The sequence below is a fragment of the Amycolatopsis sp. FDAARGOS 1241 genome, from assembly GCF_016889705.1.
Taxonomy (GTDB): domain Bacteria; phylum Actinomycetota; class Actinomycetes; order Mycobacteriales; family Pseudonocardiaceae; genus Amycolatopsis.
Map to the genome: position 1 here is coordinate 2213595 of NZ_CP069526.1, position 15444 is coordinate 2229038.

Genomic DNA, 15444 nt, shown 5'->3' on the forward strand with positions numbered 1-15444 from the left:
AAACCGGTCGAAAAGTGTCGGTGGTCGCGCCTAGTGTTCGACGGGTGGGAGAGTCAGCGGCGGAATCGGCGCTGGTGCAGGCGAAGGCACTGGTGAAGCGGTTCGGTGAGTTCGAGGCGGTGCGTGGCATCGACGTCGAGGTGCGGCCCGGGGAGGCGTTCGGCTTCCTCGGGCCCAACGGCGCCGGGAAGTCGTCGACGATGCGGATGATCGCGTGCGTGTCGCCGCGCACCGACGGCGACCTGCGTGTGCTGGGGATGGACCCGGACGTGGACGGGCCGCGCATCCGTGCTCGCCTCGGCGTGGTGCCGCAGGAGGACAACCTCGACGTCGAGCTCACCGTGCGGCAGAACCTGCAGATCTACGGGCGTTACTTCGGACTGTCGCGCGCCCACGTGCGGGCGAAGGCCGAGGAGCTGATGGAGTTCGCGCAGCTGAGCGACCGCGCGGAGAAACCGGTCGACTCCCTGTCGGGCGGCATGAAGCGGCGGCTGACGATCGCGCGGTCGCTCGTGAACGACCCGGAGCTGCTGCTGCTCGACGAGCCGACCACGGGCCTCGATCCGCAGGCACGGCATCTGCTGTGGGACCGGCTGTTCCGGCTCAAGGCGCGGGGCACCACACTGATCGTGACCACGCACTACATGGACGAAGCCGAGCAGCTGTGCGACCGGCTCGTCGTCATGGACGGCGGACGGATCGCGGCGGAGGGGTCGCCGGCGGAGCTGATCGCGCGGTACTCGACGCGTGAGGTCGTGGAGCTGCGGTTCGCGCCGGGGGAGCAGGCCGCGGCCGCCGCTGTGGTGGAGGGGCTCGCCGAACGCGTCGAAGTGCTGCCCGACCGCGTGCTGCTGTACACGATGACGGGCGAGGCGACGCTGGAACGAGCCCACGAGCGGGGCCTGCGCCCGGTGTCGAGCCTGGTGCGGCGCAGTTCGCTGGAGGACGTCTTCCTGCGGCTGACCGGCCGGACGCTGGTGGACTGATGACGATCTCCGCGACGGGCCGCGTAGTCGGTCCCTGGCAGGGCGCGTGGCTGCGCGTCGAGGGCCACTGGACCTGGTACCGGCGGCACTGGGTCAGCACGCTGTACTCCACCGGGCTGCAACCGGTGCTGTTCCTGGCCGCGATGGGGCTCGGCTTCGGTTCGCAGGTGCAAGCGGGTCCGGCGACGGGCGGCTTCTCGTACCTCGTGTACGTCGCGCCGGCGCTGCTCGTGGCCGGCGCGACGCAACAGGCCGTGGGCGACTCGACGTACCCCGTGCTGTCGGGGTTCAAGTGGCAGAAGGACTACCTCGCCGTCACGGCCACCCCTGTGTCCGCGGGCCAGCTCCTCGGCGGCCACTTCATCTGGACGACGTTGAAACTCACGCTGGCGGGCGCGATCTACGCGCTGATCGCCGTGTTCTTCGGCGCGTGGCAGAACTTCGGCGCCCTGGCCGTGATCGTCGTCGGCACGCTCACCGGCCTGTCGTGCGCCGCCCCGATGACGGCCCTGGCCGCCAAGACCTTCGACGAGGGCCAGCGCTTCGGCCTGATCTTCCGCTTCGTGGTGATGCCCATGACGCTGTTCTCGGGCACCTTCTTCCCGATCAGCCAGATCCCGCTGTACCTGCGCTGGCTCGCCTGGCTGTCCCCGCTCTGGCACGGCACGCAGCTCGCCCGCGCCACCACCCTCGGGGGCGTAGCGCCGTGGGCCTCGGCTGGGCACGCGGCGTACCTGCTCGCGCTCGTCGCGGTCGGCTGGGGCTTGGCCCACCGCTGGTTCTACCGCCGGCTGGTGGCGTGATGACCGACGTGGAGATCCCCGAGCTCACCGAGCGCCGCGGGTTGCTCATCCGCATCCTGCCGCCCGGAATGTACAGCGGGCGGGCCGGCGCGATCATCGAGCGGGCGATCACCGTGTACGGGCGATCGTGGACGATCCTCGTCTCCGGGGCGCTCGAACCGTTGTTCTACCTGTTCGCGTTCCAGGTCGGGTTCGGCAAGCTCGTCACGAGCGTGCCGGGGCCCGACGGGCAGCCGATGAGCTACGTCGCGTTCGTGGCGCCCGCGCTGCTGGCGTCCTCGGCGATGAACGGTGCTGTCTTCGAAAGCACGTACAACCTGTTCTTCAAGCTGCGCTACGCCAAGACGTACGACGCCATGCTCGCCACGCCCATCGGGCCCCTCGACGTCGCGCTGGGCGAGATCGGCTGGGCGATGCTGCGGGGCGGGCTGTACTCCGTGGCGTTCATGGCCGTCACCGGCGCGCTGGGGTTGCTCACGAGCTGGTGGGCGCTGCTGCTCCTGCCCGTCGCGCTGCTGGTGTCGTTCTCGTTCGCCGCCATCAGCATCACGCTCGTGAGCTACCTGAAGTCGACGTCGCAGTTCGACTACATCCAGCTCGTGCTGATGCCGATGTTCCTGTTCTCCACCACGTTCTTCCCGATCACGGTGTACCCCGAGGCGCTGCAGTGGCTGGTCCGGTGCTTCCCGCTCTACCACGGCATCGAGCTCATGCGCGGTCTCGCCATCGGCTACTTCTCGTGGGGCATGGCGGGCAACCTCGCGTATTTGCTGGTGCTGGCGGCGATCGGCGTCTGGGGCTCCACGCGGCGGATCGCGAAGCTGCTGTTGACGTAAATCCGACCTGACGCAATTCGGCCACCGTGCGGCCGGTGACGGGGGCCGCCGGCCTGCCCCAAGCTGGCCCGATGCACGGAAGATCCTTGACTGCGGCCACGCTCGCCGCCGGCCTGACCCTCGCACTGGCCGTCCCCGCCGCGGCCGCGCCCGCCGCGGCCGCGCACCTGCAGCCGTGGCAACTCGTCGGGCCGAACAGCGCCGGCGGCCACCTCGCGTTCACCCCCGACCGGCCGGCGCGCCTCTACGTGCTGCCCGACACCGGCCGGAGCGTCTACCGCACGGACGACCACGGCGACACCTGGATGACGCAGGGCGCGCTCGGCCCCACGGGCTACGCGATCGCCGCCGACCCGCGCGACGGCGACGTCGTGTACGTCGCCGCTCTCGACCAGGTCACCGGGACCGGCGAGGTGCTTCGCAGCGACGACGCGGCGCGCACCTTCCGCACGGTCGCGACGAGCCCCGGCGGTCTCAGCTCAGTCGTCGTGTCGGGCACAGGCGAGGACGTGTTCGTCGCCGGCGAAGCCGGTGTGCTCACCAGCACCGACCACGGCCGCCACTGGGCGAAGCTGCCTGGCTCGCCGACGGGCGTCACCGACCTCGCCCTCGACGGCGACGAGCTCTACCTGACCACCGGTGCCGAGATCCACGTCGTCGACGACGCGCTCGCCCGGCCGGAGCTGCCGCGCAAACTGGGGGTGCCGGGCACGCCGTACCTCACGAGCCTGTCCGCCGGCGACGGTGTGGTAGTCGGCTCCGGAGTGCTCGGCAGCGGTGTGCTCTCCACCGACGCCGGGCGGACCTTCCGCACCCTCACCGGCCCGTGGGGAGCCGACGACGCGGCGGCCTTCACCGGCCTCACCGCCGACGGCTCGCTGGAGGTCCAGACCATCGGTTCCGCGCAGCCCGACGGCAGCCCCGGCACCCGCGGCGTGTGGCTGTCCCGTGATCGCGGTCGCACGTGGACGGACCACCCGGCCGCGACCGGCGCCGTCGACCTCTACTCCGAGATCGGCGCCTTCCCCGACCGCCCGCAAGAGGAGGTCGTCTCCGGGCCCGCCGGCATCTTCTCCACCCGCGATTCGGCTTCCTTCAAGCGCATCGGCGTCCCGGACACCGAGGTGAACGCCCTCGCCACCGCCGGGCCGGCGCTGCTCGCGGCCACCGGCAGCGGCACCTACCGCTCCACCGCACCGCTCGCGACGCACCTGCCGCGCGGCTACCAGGACTGGGGCTGGACCGGAAAGGCGCCCGGCACGTTCGCCAACTCCGTCGGCGCGCTCGCGGACGTTTCCGCCAAGACCGTGCTGCGCGTGCGCCAGGGTTACTGCGAAGTCGACTGCTTCACCCTCGAACGCTCCGGTGACGGTGGCACGACGTGGTCGCCGCTCGCGACCGTGCCGGGCAACTCGCGCTCGCTCGTCGTCGACCCGCGCCACTCCGGCACCGTCTACGCCGGCAGCTACCTCACGCCGGCGGTCTACACGAGCCACGACGGCGGCCGCACCCTCACCCAGCACGCGATCCCCGGCCTCGACGGCGTGCGGTCGCTGGCCGCCGACCCGCGCGGAACGCTGTGGATCGGCGACGTCACTGGCCTCTACCGCAGCACCGACGGCGCCACGACCGCGAGCAAGGTCTTCGACGGCGAGGTCGCCCACGTCGCCGTCGATCCACGCGACCCGCGCCACGTCGTCGTCGCGGGGTCCGGGTTCGTGAAGGTCACCCGCGACGGCGGCGCCACGTTCCGCACCGCGACGGGTCTCGGCAGCGCGGACTACTCCGACGCCACCTTCACCCACGACGGCACGCTGTACGTCTCGTCGGGCACCAAGTACGAACCCGGCCGAGGTGTCTTCCGCAGCACCGACGGCGGCACGCGCTTCGCCGCGCTGCCCACCCAGCCGCTCGACCGCGACGTCCGCACCCTCCTGCCCGCCCCCGACGGCCGCTGGCTCTTCGCCGGCACCGGCGCCGGCGTCTACCGCCTGCCCCTGCGCTGACCGATCCCCGGCCGGGCCTCCACAGTGGACGCCCGGCCGAGGATCGCTCCCAGGTTTCACCGCGCAGGGTGCTGGGTCGTGGCCTTGGCCGAGGTCGGCGGCCGGCGCGAGGAGCTCGGCCGGCTTCGGCCGCACGACGGCAGCCACGAGCCGTGGCCGTCAGTCCAGCCAGCCGAGCTTCGCCACCTGCCAGGCCAGTTGCATCCGGCTCGACGCGTCGGCCCGCTGCATCAGGTCCTGCAACCGCCGCTGGACCGTGCGCGGACTGATGCCGAGGTGCTTCGCGATCGACTTGTCGCTCACGCCGCCGACGAGCAGGGACAGCAGCCGGCGTTCGTCGGCGGTCAGGGGAGCGTCGCCGGGGGCACCGTCGATCCGCAGGGGCGACGCGCGTTCCCAGTAGCTCTCGAACAGCGCCACCAGCCCGGTCACCAGGCTGCTGCCCAGCACGAGCGCGGCCGTCGGCTCGCCCGTGGTCTCGTCGTCGGCCAGCGGGCACAGGGCGATCGCCCGGTCGGCCACGGCGAGCCGCACGGGCAGCTTCGCGATCGTCCGGGCGCGCTCGCCCCGGCGGATGCCCTCGGCGACGCCCGCGACCGCGCCCGGCTCTTCGAGCAGCGCCGTCTCGTACAGCACGCGGAACCGCACGCCCCGCCCCAGCGCGCGGAACTCCTCGTCGTTCTCCGAAGCGGCCATCGCGATCGGCGCCTCGCGGCAGAACCAGAGGACTTCTTCGCGCGCGTCGCGTTGCAGCGAGAGAGCTTGCTGCCGGATCGCCTCCGCGCCCGTGACCACCTCGACCAACCGCGACGGATCACGCCGGCGCACGTTGCCGCGGTACTGCTCGGCCAGTTCCGTCACCGCTGCCCGCGCGCGTTCGAGCTCCGACTGACCCTGCAGCAACAGCGGGCCGAGCGACACGTCGGGTGGCGCGGGCACGTAGTGCTCGCCGGTGCGGCTCACGAGCCGCTTCGTCACGAGCGCGCCGAGCACCCGTTCCGCCTCGGCCGCCGCGATCCCCAGCCGCGCAGCGACGTCGGCGGGAATCGCGCGGTAGCCGTCCACGAGCACGCGGAAGACCCGTTCCTCATCGGCGGTCAGGCCGAGCGCTTCGAGCACCGCACCTCCTCGTCGTCCGTGCCCGAGGTATCCAACTCGGTGCAGGTGTCGATCAAGGATCACGGGTGAGTCGGTGCGGTCACGGCTCACCGCGCGGGGTTCGGCAGACCCTTCGCCGGCGGCGTCACGGCGGCGAGCGCGTCGACCATGCCGTGGCCGTAGAAGCCGTTGTAGCTGTCGTAGCCGGCGCAGTACGCGTCCTGCGTACCGTCGCCGGTGAGGTCGTAGTCGTCGGGGCAGGGCATGGGCGTCGCCCGCGTCTCCAGCGTGCGCCGGAGCGCGGCGGGTCCCATGCTCGGGTGCGCCGATTTCAGCAGCGCGAGCACACCCGCGACGTGCGGCGCGGCCATCGACGTCCCGCACAGCGGCCCGTACCCGCCGGGCACGGTCGACACCACGCAGCGGCCCGCTTCGCCACCCGGCGCGGTGACATCCACCACACCGAGGCCGTACGAGCTGTAGCCCGCCTTCACCCGGTCAGTGCCGACGGCCGACACCGCCACCACGTCCCGCAGACCCGCGGGCAGCGCTTCGCACTTCGCCGCGCTCGGCGCTCGCACGCCCGAGCGGGCCGACGGCGTGAGGTCCACCGCCTCGTTCGTCGCCGCGGCGACGTTCAGCGTCCCGGCCGAGGTCGCGTACTCGACGGCGCGCGCGAGCACCTCGTGCACCACTCCCCGGTCGTCGCCGCGCACGCACGAGAGGGACCACGGGTTCACGAACCAGCTGCTGTTGGTCACGGGGAAGTGGTGGGCGGCCGACCACATCAGACCGCACACCGCGGCCTCCGGATCGGCGTAACCGCGGTCGTCGATCACCTTCACCGACGCGATCCGCACGCCGGGCGCGACCCCGGTCACGCCCTTGCCGTCGTCGGCCGCGGCGATGATGCCCGCGACGTGCGTGCCGTGCACCGACGTGGTCGGCTGCCACGCCTCGGGCCGCGGGTCGGCGACGCCGGTGAGGCAGCCCGCGGAGTCGGCCGGGTCCAGCGCGCCCGCGAGGTCGGGGTGGTGCGGGTCGACGCCGGAATCCAGCACACCGACCACCACGTCGCGGCTGCCTTCGGACACCTGGTGCGCCCAGGTCGCGTCGACCACCCGCATGTCCCACTGCTCGCCCGACAGGTCCGCCGCCGGCACCCGCGCCGGGTCGGACAGGCGCAGCTCGGCCCGCGCCGGCTGCGGCCGCACCGGGTCGCCGGTCGCGCGCTGGGCCGCCAGTCGCGTGGCCTGCGCACTGAACGCGCGGTCGAGCCCGATGTGGCCGGCGAAATCCGGATCGCCCGAAGTGACGACCGCCACGGCGATCTGCGGGTAGTACCCGGTCGGGTGACCGCACGCGGCCTCGACCTGCGCGTCGGCGGAGTCCTCGGATGTCCCGCGGTCGAAGGCGACGACGTAGCGCAGCGGCCGGCCCGCAGGGCGGCACCCGGTGCCGTCCGCGTCCGCCACCGGTACGGCGGCGAGGCACCCCGAAAGCACCGCGACCAGGCACACGGCCGCGCGCAGCGGCCGCGCCAGCAGGGACACCGGACCTCCTACCGAGCGGGGGAACACGCGTGCGTGCGCACGCGTGCCCGAGCCGCACGCTAGCCAGGCCGGAGCGGCTCGACAAGCAGAACGGCCAAGTTCGCCCGCCCGCATGAGCCCGGCACGCCCGGTTGCCTGCTGCGGGGCACCGACTACACCGGGTTCACCCCCGGGTGTGGGATACTCACGTCGACCGCCTCGTCGACGGGCATCCCGCCCGCGTCGTGCGCGGTCCGGAGGAGTGCCGGACAGGCACCGCGCGCGTCGCCCCCGGGAGGCCGGGCAGCTCGACGTCGTGGAGCCGGTCCGCGGGGGCTGCTAGCCGTGCCGGCGCACCGCCGAGGAGACCTGGCCGTGCCCGGCTCGCCGAACCCCGGTGGGCCGCACGGTTGCCGAGCAAGGATTCCCGCCGCTGGTCACCACCACGGCGGGCACGAAACAGAAAGGGCCCCTGCGCGGCCGCGTCGTCACCGGTGGGAACCGGCCGACGCGCCCGGGGGCGGAGGAGACACATGTCGAACGCGGACACACCCGCCGATCAGACCGGCGGGAATACCGCCGCATCCGTGGCGAGCCAGTTGGGCGAGCTGCCGCCGCGCATCCGTGTGCACGCGCTGGCCAAGCTGCTGGGCCAGAGCAGCCGCGACCTGCTCGCCAAGCTGGCCGAACTGGGGGAGAGCCCCCGCAGCGCGCAGTCGAGCGTGACCCGTGAGGTCGCGTTCCGCGTGGCCGAGGCACTGGCTGAGCCGGCCGACGAAGCCGGCGCGGAAACCGTTGAGGCGGCCGAGACTTCCGAGACTTTCGAGGCGTCCCCGGCGGCCGAAAGCGCCGAGGCCGCTTCGCCGCAGCCCGAGCCCGCCGCTGCGGCTTCCGCTGCCCAAGCGCAGGCCGAGCCCGCGGCGCCCGCCGCCGAGCCGGAGGAACGGACGCCCGCGCGCCGTCGCGTGCGCCGCAGCGTCGCGCCCGCGATCCCGGCCGCCGAAGCCCCGGCTGCCGAGACCGAGCCCGAACCGCAGTCCGCGCAGGCCAAGCGCCCGGTGCACGTGCCGGTGTTCGCCGCGCCGTCGCCGGTGTTCCTGCCACCGGAGCCCGAGCCGGCGGCAGAACGCCCCGCGCGGCCGCGGCCCGAGGCCGTGTTCGGCGTCGGCTCCGAGCCGGTGAAGGCCGAGCAGGCTGAGGAAGAGCAGGTCGAGGACACCACGGCCGACGAGGCCGACGACCGCTCCGACGAAGACGGCGAAGGCCCCGGCGGCCGGCGCCGCCGCCGGCGCGGACGTCGCGGCCGCGGTCGCGGCAAGGGCGGCGACGAAGGTGCCGACACCGACGAGGAGCCCGGCGAGGACCAGGGCCGCAAGCGCGAGGACGACAGGGACAGGGACAAGGACGAGGACGACAAGGACAAGCAGGCCGACACCGAGGCCGGTGAACGCGCCGAGGGCGAGTCCGACGAGTCCTCCGCGGACGGCGACGCCGACAGCGAGGTCGACGGCGAGGGTGGCAGCCGCCGCCGGCGCCGCCGGCGCCGCCGCAAGGGCGGGGACGACGACACCGCCGACGCCGCGGGCGGCGACGACCCGCCGAACACCGTCACCCACGTGCGCCAGGGCAAGGCCGAGCAGGCCGAGCGCCCGGCGCGCGATGAGGTGCGCAGCGTCCGCGGCTCCACGCGCCTGGAGGCCAAGCGCCAGCGCCGCCGCGACGGCCGCGAGGCCGGCCGCCGCCGCGCGCCGATCCTGTCCGAGGCCGAGTTCCTGGCCCGCCGGGAGTCGGTGGAGCGCACGATGGTCGTCGCCGAGAAGGGCGACAACACGCAGATCGGCGTGCTCGAGGACGGCGTCCTCGTGGAGCACTTCGTCACGTCGGCCGGCAGCGGCTCGATCGTCGGCAACGTCTACCTCGGCCGCGTGCAGAACGTGCTGCCGAGCATGGAGGCCGCGTTCATCGACATCGGCCGCGGCCGCAACGCCGTGCTGTACGCCGGTGAAGTCGACTGGGACGCCGCCGGCCTCGAGGGCAAGGCGCGCAAGATCGAGCAGGCCCTGTCCACCGGCGACAGCGTGCTCGTGCAGGTCACCAAGGACCCGGTCGGGCACAAGGGTGCCCGGCTGACCACGCAGATCTCGCTGCCGGGCCGCTTCCTGGTCTACGTGCCGGCCGGCGGGGCCACCGGCATTTCGCGCAAGCTGCCGGAGAACGAGCGGCGCCGCCTCAAGGACATCCTCAAGCGCATCGTCCCCGAGGACGCGGGCGTGATCATCCGCACCGCCTCGGAGGGCATCAGCGAGGAGGAGCTCGACCGCGATGTCCGACGACTCAAGGCGCAGTGGGACGTCATCAAGGAGAAGGCCGACGCCGGGTCCGCCCGCAAGGGCGGCGCGCCGACCATGCTCTACGAGGAGCCCGACCTGCTGGTGAAGGTCGTGCGCGACCTGTTCACCGAGGACTTCGCCAAGCTCGAGGTGCAGGGCGGCAAGGCGTGGGAGACCATCCGCTCCTACGTCGAGCACGTCGCCCCGGACCTGACCGATCGGCTCAAGCGTTACACCGGCACCGGCGACGTGTTCGCCGACCACCGGGTCGACGAGCAGATCATGAAGGCCCTCGACCGCAAGGTCTGGCTGCCCTCGGGCGGGTACCTCGTGATCGACCGCACCGAGGCCATGACGGTCATCGACGTCAACACGGGCAAGTTCACCGGCTCGGGCGGCAACCTCGAGGAGACGGTGACGCGCAACAACCTGGAGTCGGCGGAGGAGATCGTCCGCCAGCTGCGGCTGCGCGACATCGGCGGCATCATCGTGATCGACTTCATCGACATGGTGCTCGAGTCCAACCGCGAACTGGTGCTGCGCCGCCTCACCGAGTGCCTGGGCCGCGACCGCACGCGCCACCAGGTCGCGGAGGTGACGTCGCTGGGCCTGGTCCAGATGACGCGCAAGAAGATCGGCACGGGCCTGCTCGAGGCGTTCTCGACGCCGTGCGAGCACTGCAAGGGCCGCGGCGTGATCGTGTCGACCGAGCTGCAGCGCAACGGCGGCGGCAACGGGCACAACGGGCACAACCACGCCGCCGGCGCGGACAGCAAGGGGTCCCGGCGCTCCCGCGGCCGCGGTGGCAAGACCGAGGAGCAGCACACCGAGCACCCGAAGGCCGACCAGCCGGCCGGCCCGACGCCCGAGCAGCGCGAATCCGCGGTGTCCGCCGTGCAGGCCATGGTGAACGCGTCGAAGGCGGCGTCGGTCAAGACCGACCACGAGCCCGCTGAGGCGCCCGAGGCTGCCGGCCAGCCGGCACCGGGCGGCGAGGCCACGGCCGGTGGCGAGGTCCACGCGGCGACCGCCGGTGGCGAGGCCGGGCAGGCCGCCGAGGACACGACCGGTGACCAGCGCAAGTCCCGCCGCGAGGCACGGGCTGCGCGCCAGGCCGCCGCAGCTGCGGAGGCTCCGGCCGAGCGGGCGGCCGATGTCCAGGCCGGCTCGGAGGCCAAAGCGGAGGCCGCGGAGGTTCGCTCGGACGAGGCCCAGCCGGCTGCGGAGAGCGAGACCGCCGCGTCGGAGGTCCAGCCGGAGCCGGCTGGAGCCGCTGAGGCGGACGAGTCTGCTGAGGCGGCTCAGGAGGCCGAATCCGAGGCCAACGTGCCGGTCCCGGCGACGCGGCCCACCCGGCGCCGTCCGCGCCGGGCGGCGTCGCGGCCGGCGGGTCCGCCGGTGCACGCCACGGAGCAGAGCTGAAAGACCACGTAGGGGACCCCGGTGTCCATCCACCGGGGAACCTCACGTAACCTGTAGTACGGCCTGCCACCAGAGCAGGCCGCTGCGCGAGCACCTGGACCGCCCCCGGGCGGGCCGTCCGCGCCAGCCCCCCACCCGATTGCCTAGTAGTTTTAGGGCCGAGTTAATGCAGGAGACTTCCGTGTCGGCGTACGCGATCGTCAAGACCGGCGGCAAGCAGTACAAGGTGGCCGTCGGCGACGTCGTCGAGGTCGAGAAGCTCGAGGGCGAGCCGGGCACCGAGCACACCTTTCCCGCCGTGCTGTTCGTGGACGGTGGCGAGGTCACCACGGACGCCGACGCGTTGGCGAAGGTCTCGGTCACCGGCAAGGTCGTGGAGCAGACCAAGGGTCCGAAGATCCGGATCCACAAGTTCAAGAACAAGACCGGCTACCACAAGCGCCAGGGTCACCGGCAGAAGCTGACCCGCGTCGAGGTCACCGGCATCTCCAAGTAGTTCTTCGGATCTTCGTAGACTGAAACTTTGCAAGAAGGGCTTGAGCGATGGCTCACAAGAAGGGTGCGTCCAGCTCCCGCAACGGTCGTGACTCCAACGCCCAGCGGCTGGGCGTGAAGCGCTACGGCGGCCAGGAGGTCAACGCCGGCGAGATCCTGGTCCGCCAGCGCGGCACCAAGTTCCACCCCGGCGTGAACGTCGGCCGTGGCGGCGACGACACGCTGTTCGCGCTCGCCGCCGGTGCGGTCGAGTTCGGCACGAAGCGTGGCCGCAAGACGGTCAACATCGTGCCGGTCGAAGCCTGAGTTTTCGGCTTCTTCGACACGTACGACTCTCGAACGAGGGGTGGAGCCGGAATACCCGGCGCCACCCCTCGTTTGTCTTGTCCGGTAGTTCTTCGTTTTTCGTGAGTGAAGTGAGGCAATGTCATGGCGTCCCGGTTCGTGGACCGTGCGGTGATCCACTTGACCGCCGGTGACGGTGGGAACGGCTGTGCCTCGGTGCACCGCGAGAAGTTCAAGCCGCTCGGCGGTCCCGACGGCGGCAATGGCGGCAACGGCGGCGACGTCACGCTGATCGTCGACCCCGGTGTCCACACGCTGCTCGACTTCCACTTCCGCCCCCACGCCCGCGCCGGCAACGGCAAGATGGGCCAGGGCGGCCACCGCAATGGCGCCATGGGCGACGCGCTGGAGCTGCGCGTGCCGTCCGGCACCGTCGTGTTCACCGAGGATGGCGAGCTGGTCGCCGACCTCGTCGCACCGGGCACGAGGTTCGTCGCCGCCCAGGGCGGCCGCGGTGGCCTCGGCAACGCCGCGCTGGCGTCGAAGGCCCGCAAGGCCCCCGGGTTCGCGCTGCTGGGCGAGCCGGGTGAGTCGCGCAACCTCGTGCTGGAGCTGCGGTCGGTCGCCGACGTCGGCCTGCTGGGCTTCCCGAGCGCGGGCAAGTCGTCGCTGATCTCCGTGCTCTCGGCCGCGAAGCCGAAGATCGCCGACTACCCGTTCACCACGCTCGTGCCGAACCTGGGCGTGATCACCGCCGGCAACACCGTCTACACGATGGCGGACGTGCCGGGCCTGATCCCCGGCGCCGCCGAGGGCAAGGGCCTGGGACTGGACTTCCTGCGCCACATCGAACGCTGCGCCGTGCTGGTGCACGTGGTCGACTGCGCGACGCTCGAGCCGGGCCGCGACCCGTTGTCCGATGTGGACGCGCTGGAGACCGAACTCGCGAAGTACACGCCGGGCCTGGGCGGCAAGCTCGACGAACGCCCGCGCGTGGTCGTGCTGAACAAGATCGACGTGCCGGAAGCCGCCGAGCTGGCCGAGTTCGTGCGCCCGGAACTCGAGGCGCGTGGCCTGCAGGTGTTCGAGATCTCGACAGCGTCGCGCAAGGGCCTGCGGGAGCTCAGCTTCGCGCTGGCGAAGGTCGTGGAGGAGTACCGCGAGGCGCAGCCGGTGCTGGAGCCGGAGCGGATCGTGCTGCGGCCGCTCGCCGTCGACGACACGGGCTTCACCGTCGAGGCCGACCCGGAGGAAGAGGGCGCGTTCATCGTCCGCGGGGCGCGGCCCGAACGCTGGATCCGGCAGACGAACTTCGCCAACGACGAGGCCGTCGGGTACCTCGCCGACCGGCTCAACCGCCTCGGCGTCGAGGACCTGCTCGCGAAGCGGGGTGCCAAGCCGGGCAGCCCGGTCACGATCGGCGACGTGCAGTTCGAGTGGGAGCCTTCGACCCCCGGCGTCGCGGTGCACCTGTCCGGCCGTGGCACGGACGTCCGGCTGGAGCGCACCGACCGCGTCAGCGCGTCCGAGCGCAAGGAAGCCCGCCGGGTCCGTCGTGACGGGACCGCCGAGGACGACGAGACGGCCGGCTTCGCGGACGACTTCGACAACGATCTGGAAGATCTGGACCGGTGAGCGGCACGCGCGTCGAGATCGCCGAAGCTCGCAGGGTCGTCGTCAAGGTCGGTTCGTCGGCCCTCACCACGGCGGGCGATGGCTTGGACGTGAAGAGACTCGACGCGCTGGTCGACGCCATCGCGGCGCGGGTCGCGCGGGAGTGCCAGATCGTGCTCGTGTCCTCGGGTGCGATCGGCGCGGGCCTGGCGCCGCTGTCGCTGGGCAAGCGCCCGCGTGACCTGGCCACGAAGCAGGCGGCGGCGAGCGTCGGGCAGCTCGCGCTGGCCCACGCGTACGCCGAATCGTTCGGCCGGTACTCGCTCACCGTCGGCCAGGTCCTGCTGACTTCCGACGACGTCGTGCGCCGCTCGCACTACCGCAACGCGCAGCGCACGTTCTCGCGGCTGCTCGCGCTCGGCGCCGTACCGGTGGTGAACGAAAACGACACCGTCGCCACGCAGGAAATCCGCTTCGGGGACAACGACCGCCTCGCCGCGCTCGTCGCCCACCTCGTCGGTGCCGACGCGCTGATTCTGCTGTCCGATGTGGACGGTCTCTACGACGGCGACCCGCGCGACGGCGCGACGCGCAAGATCACCGAGGTGCTCAGCGAGTCGGACGTCGAGGGCATCGCCGTCGGCATGTCGTCGTCGGGCCTCGGCACCGGCGGCATGGTCTCGAAGCTCGCCGCCGCCCGCACGGCCGCGGGCGCCGGTATCCCCGTGCTCCTCGCGGCCGCCGCCGACGCGGCCGGCGCGCTGGGCTCCGCCGACGTCGGCACGGCTTTCGCCCCGGCCGACACGCGCCTGTCTGCGCGCCGCTTCTGGCTCGGCTACGCCGCGGATTCCACCGGGCGCCTGCGCCTCGACGACGGCGCCGTGGCCGCGATCCTGCGCCGCCGTTCGCTGCTCGCCGCCGGCATCACGGGCATCGAGGGCAAGTTCGAAGCGGGCGACGTCGTGGACCTCGTGGACGCCAAGGACGTCCCCGTCGCCCGTGGCGTGGTCTCGTTCGACGCCGGCGAACTGCCCGACCTCATCGGCCGCTCCACCCACGAGGTCTCCGTGGAGCACCGCCGCGAAGTCGTCCACGCCGACGATCTCGTCCCCCTGCGCCGCTCCTGACTGCTCGGCGAAGGCCGAGTTGTTCGTCGAGAATCCGGCCTGCTCGCGCCTCGAAGCCGGACACCCGAAGTTTCGCCGGCCGGTGCCGTCCAGGCTGTCGGCGAAAGTTTGGTACCCGACACAGCCCCGGTGTCTGAACCACCCGCCCAGCCCGCGTGGGGCGACGCCGTTGTCGCCCCGCACGGTCAAAGGTTGATCAGGCGGGCGCCGCCGTCGGTTTCCAGGACGGTGCCCGTGGTGTTCGCATTCGTGGCCGCGAAGACGACGGCTTCGGCGACGTCCTCGGCTGTCCCGACCTTGCGGACGGGCAGGGCGGCGGCCGCCCGCGCGAAGTAGGCCGCGCGCTGCTCGGCCGGGAACCCGCTCCACCGCGGCGTGTCCACGACACCCGGCGACACGGCGTTCACGCGGATCGGCGCCAGTTCGGCCGCCAACGGTTTGATCGCGGCTTCGAGCGCGCCGTTGATCGCCGCGATGCCGGCCGTGCCGGGCATACCCGTGCGCGCGCTGACGGCCGTGACCAGGGTGATCGAGCCCGTCGGCGCGAGCCGGGGCAGGAGTGCCTGGATCGTCGTGAGGTGCGCCCAGAACTCGGCATCGAAGGCGCGGCGCAGCATGCCCAGATCGAGGTCCGCGATCGGGCCCATGCCTTCGGTGCCGCTCAGGCTCACGACCAGTGCGTCGAGCCGGCCGAGCTGGTCGCCGAGCGCGGTCATCGCGGCCGCGTCGCCGCCATCGGGCTGGTGGCCGGTGAGGTCCGGGTCGCTGAGCGCGAGGTCATCGAGCCGCTCCTTGCCGCGGCCGGTCAGGCGGACCTCGAAGCCGTGCTCACGCAGCTGGCGTGCGGTCGCCAGCCCGATGCCCGAAGTGCCCCCGGCGACGAGGGCTCGCGTCTGGCGCCGAAGCACCG

12 protein-coding genes are annotated in these 15444 nt (G+C 72.5%); 9 read left to right on the top strand and 3 right to left on the bottom strand.

Annotated elements, in window-relative coordinates:
- The first annotated feature begins 44 nt into the window (after positions 1 to 44).
- The 4 genes from I6J71_RS10950 to I6J71_RS10965 all read left to right on the top strand — a co-directional run bounded on the left by I6J71_RS10950 (position 45) and on the right by I6J71_RS10965 (position 4631).
- Complete coding sequence (locus tag I6J71_RS10950; protein ID WP_204094609.1) at positions 45 to 986, top strand: ABC transporter ATP-binding protein; 942 nt, start codon at positions 45 to 47, stop codon at positions 984 to 986.
- Positions 986 to 1789, top strand: coding sequence for an ABC transporter permease (locus I6J71_RS10955; RefSeq protein ID WP_204094610.1), 804 nt, complete (start codon positions 986 to 988; stop codon positions 1787 to 1789). The genes I6J71_RS10950 and I6J71_RS10955 overlap by 1 nt, the downstream gene beginning before the upstream one ends.
- Positions 1789 to 2625, top strand: a complete 837-nt coding sequence (locus tag I6J71_RS10960) for an ABC transporter permease (protein WP_204094611.1) — start codon at positions 1789 to 1791, stop codon at positions 2623 to 2625. Before I6J71_RS10955 ends, I6J71_RS10960 begins: the two co-directional genes overlap by 1 nt.
- An 86-nt stretch (positions 2626 to 2711) precedes the next feature.
- Positions 2712 to 4631: a hypothetical protein gene (locus tag I6J71_RS10965; RefSeq protein WP_204094612.1), complete on the top strand. Its 1920-nt coding sequence runs from the start codon at positions 2712 to 2714 to the stop codon at positions 4629 to 4631.
- A gap of 159 nt (positions 4632 to 4790) precedes the next feature.
- On the opposite strand, the gene I6J71_RS10970 is transcribed toward I6J71_RS10965, so the two are convergent.
- Positions 4791 to 5750 carry a LuxR family transcriptional regulator gene (locus I6J71_RS10970; protein WP_204094613.1) on the bottom strand — a complete coding sequence of 320 codons (960 nt, stop codon included), beginning with the start codon at positions 5748 to 5750 and terminating at the stop codon, positions 4791 to 4793.
- Between the two features lie 86 nt (positions 5751 to 5836).
- Positions 5837 to 7282 carry a S8 family serine peptidase gene (locus I6J71_RS10975; protein WP_204094614.1) on the bottom strand — a complete coding sequence of 482 codons (1446 nt, stop codon included), beginning with the start codon at positions 7280 to 7282 and terminating at the stop codon, positions 5837 to 5839.
- 512 nt (positions 7283 to 7794) lie between these two features.
- On the opposite strand from I6J71_RS10975, the gene I6J71_RS10980 reads away from it, so the two are divergent.
- The 5 genes from I6J71_RS10980 (at position 7795) to proB (ending at position 14534) form a co-directional block, all read left to right on the top strand.
- Complete coding sequence (locus I6J71_RS10980) at positions 7795 to 11013, top strand: translation initiation factor IF-2 N-terminal domain-containing protein (protein WP_204094615.1); 3219 nt, start codon at positions 7795 to 7797, stop codon at positions 11011 to 11013.
- 181 nt (positions 11014 to 11194) lie between these two features.
- A complete protein-coding gene (gene rplU, locus I6J71_RS10985) occupies positions 11195 to 11509 on the top strand; it encodes a 50S ribosomal protein L21 (protein ID WP_009081084.1) in 315 nt (104 codons plus the stop codon).
- 47 nt (positions 11510 to 11556) lie between these two features.
- A complete protein-coding gene (gene rpmA / locus I6J71_RS10990) occupies positions 11557 to 11814 on the top strand; it encodes a 50S ribosomal protein L27 (RefSeq protein ID WP_204094616.1) in 258 nt (85 codons plus the stop codon).
- A 123-nt stretch (positions 11815 to 11937) separates the two neighbouring features.
- The gene (gene obgE / locus I6J71_RS10995; RefSeq protein WP_204094617.1) at positions 11938 to 13428 is read left to right on the top strand and encodes a GTPase ObgE; all 1491 of its coding nucleotides are present in this window, start codon (positions 11938 to 11940) and stop codon (positions 13426 to 13428) included.
- Entirely contained in the window at positions 13425 to 14534 is a 1110-nt protein-coding gene (gene proB / locus I6J71_RS11000; protein ID WP_204094618.1) for a glutamate 5-kinase, read from the top strand. The genes obgE and proB overlap by 4 nt, the downstream gene beginning before the upstream one ends.
- A gap of 185 nt (positions 14535 to 14719) precedes the next feature.
- Here the strand turns inward: proB and I6J71_RS11005 are convergent, their stop codons facing one another.
- Positions 14720 to 15442 carry an SDR family oxidoreductase gene (locus tag I6J71_RS11005; protein ID WP_204094619.1) on the bottom strand — a complete coding sequence of 241 codons (723 nt, stop codon included), beginning with the start codon at positions 15440 to 15442 and terminating at the stop codon, positions 14720 to 14722.
- Positions 15443 to 15444: the final 2 nt, after the last annotated feature.

Excerpts from the sequence above, each read along its gene's own strand:
- I6J71_RS10955 (WP_204094610.1), top strand. The coding sequence starts at position 986 with ATGACGATCTCCGCGACGGGCCGCGTAGTCGGTCCCTGGCAGGGCGCG.
- I6J71_RS10960 (WP_204094611.1), top strand. The coding sequence starts at position 1,789 with ATGACCGACGTGGAGATCCCCGAGCTCACCGAGCGCCGCGGGTTGCTC.
- I6J71_RS10980 (WP_204094615.1), top strand. The coding sequence starts at position 7,795 with ATGTCGAACGCGGACACACCCGCCGATCAGACCGGCGGGAATACCGCC.
- rpmA (WP_204094616.1), top strand. The coding sequence starts at position 11,557 with ATGGCTCACAAGAAGGGTGCGTCCAGCTCCCGCAACGGTCGTGACTCC.
- obgE (WP_204094617.1), top strand. The coding sequence starts at position 11,938 with ATGGCGTCCCGGTTCGTGGACCGTGCGGTGATCCACTTGACCGCCGGT.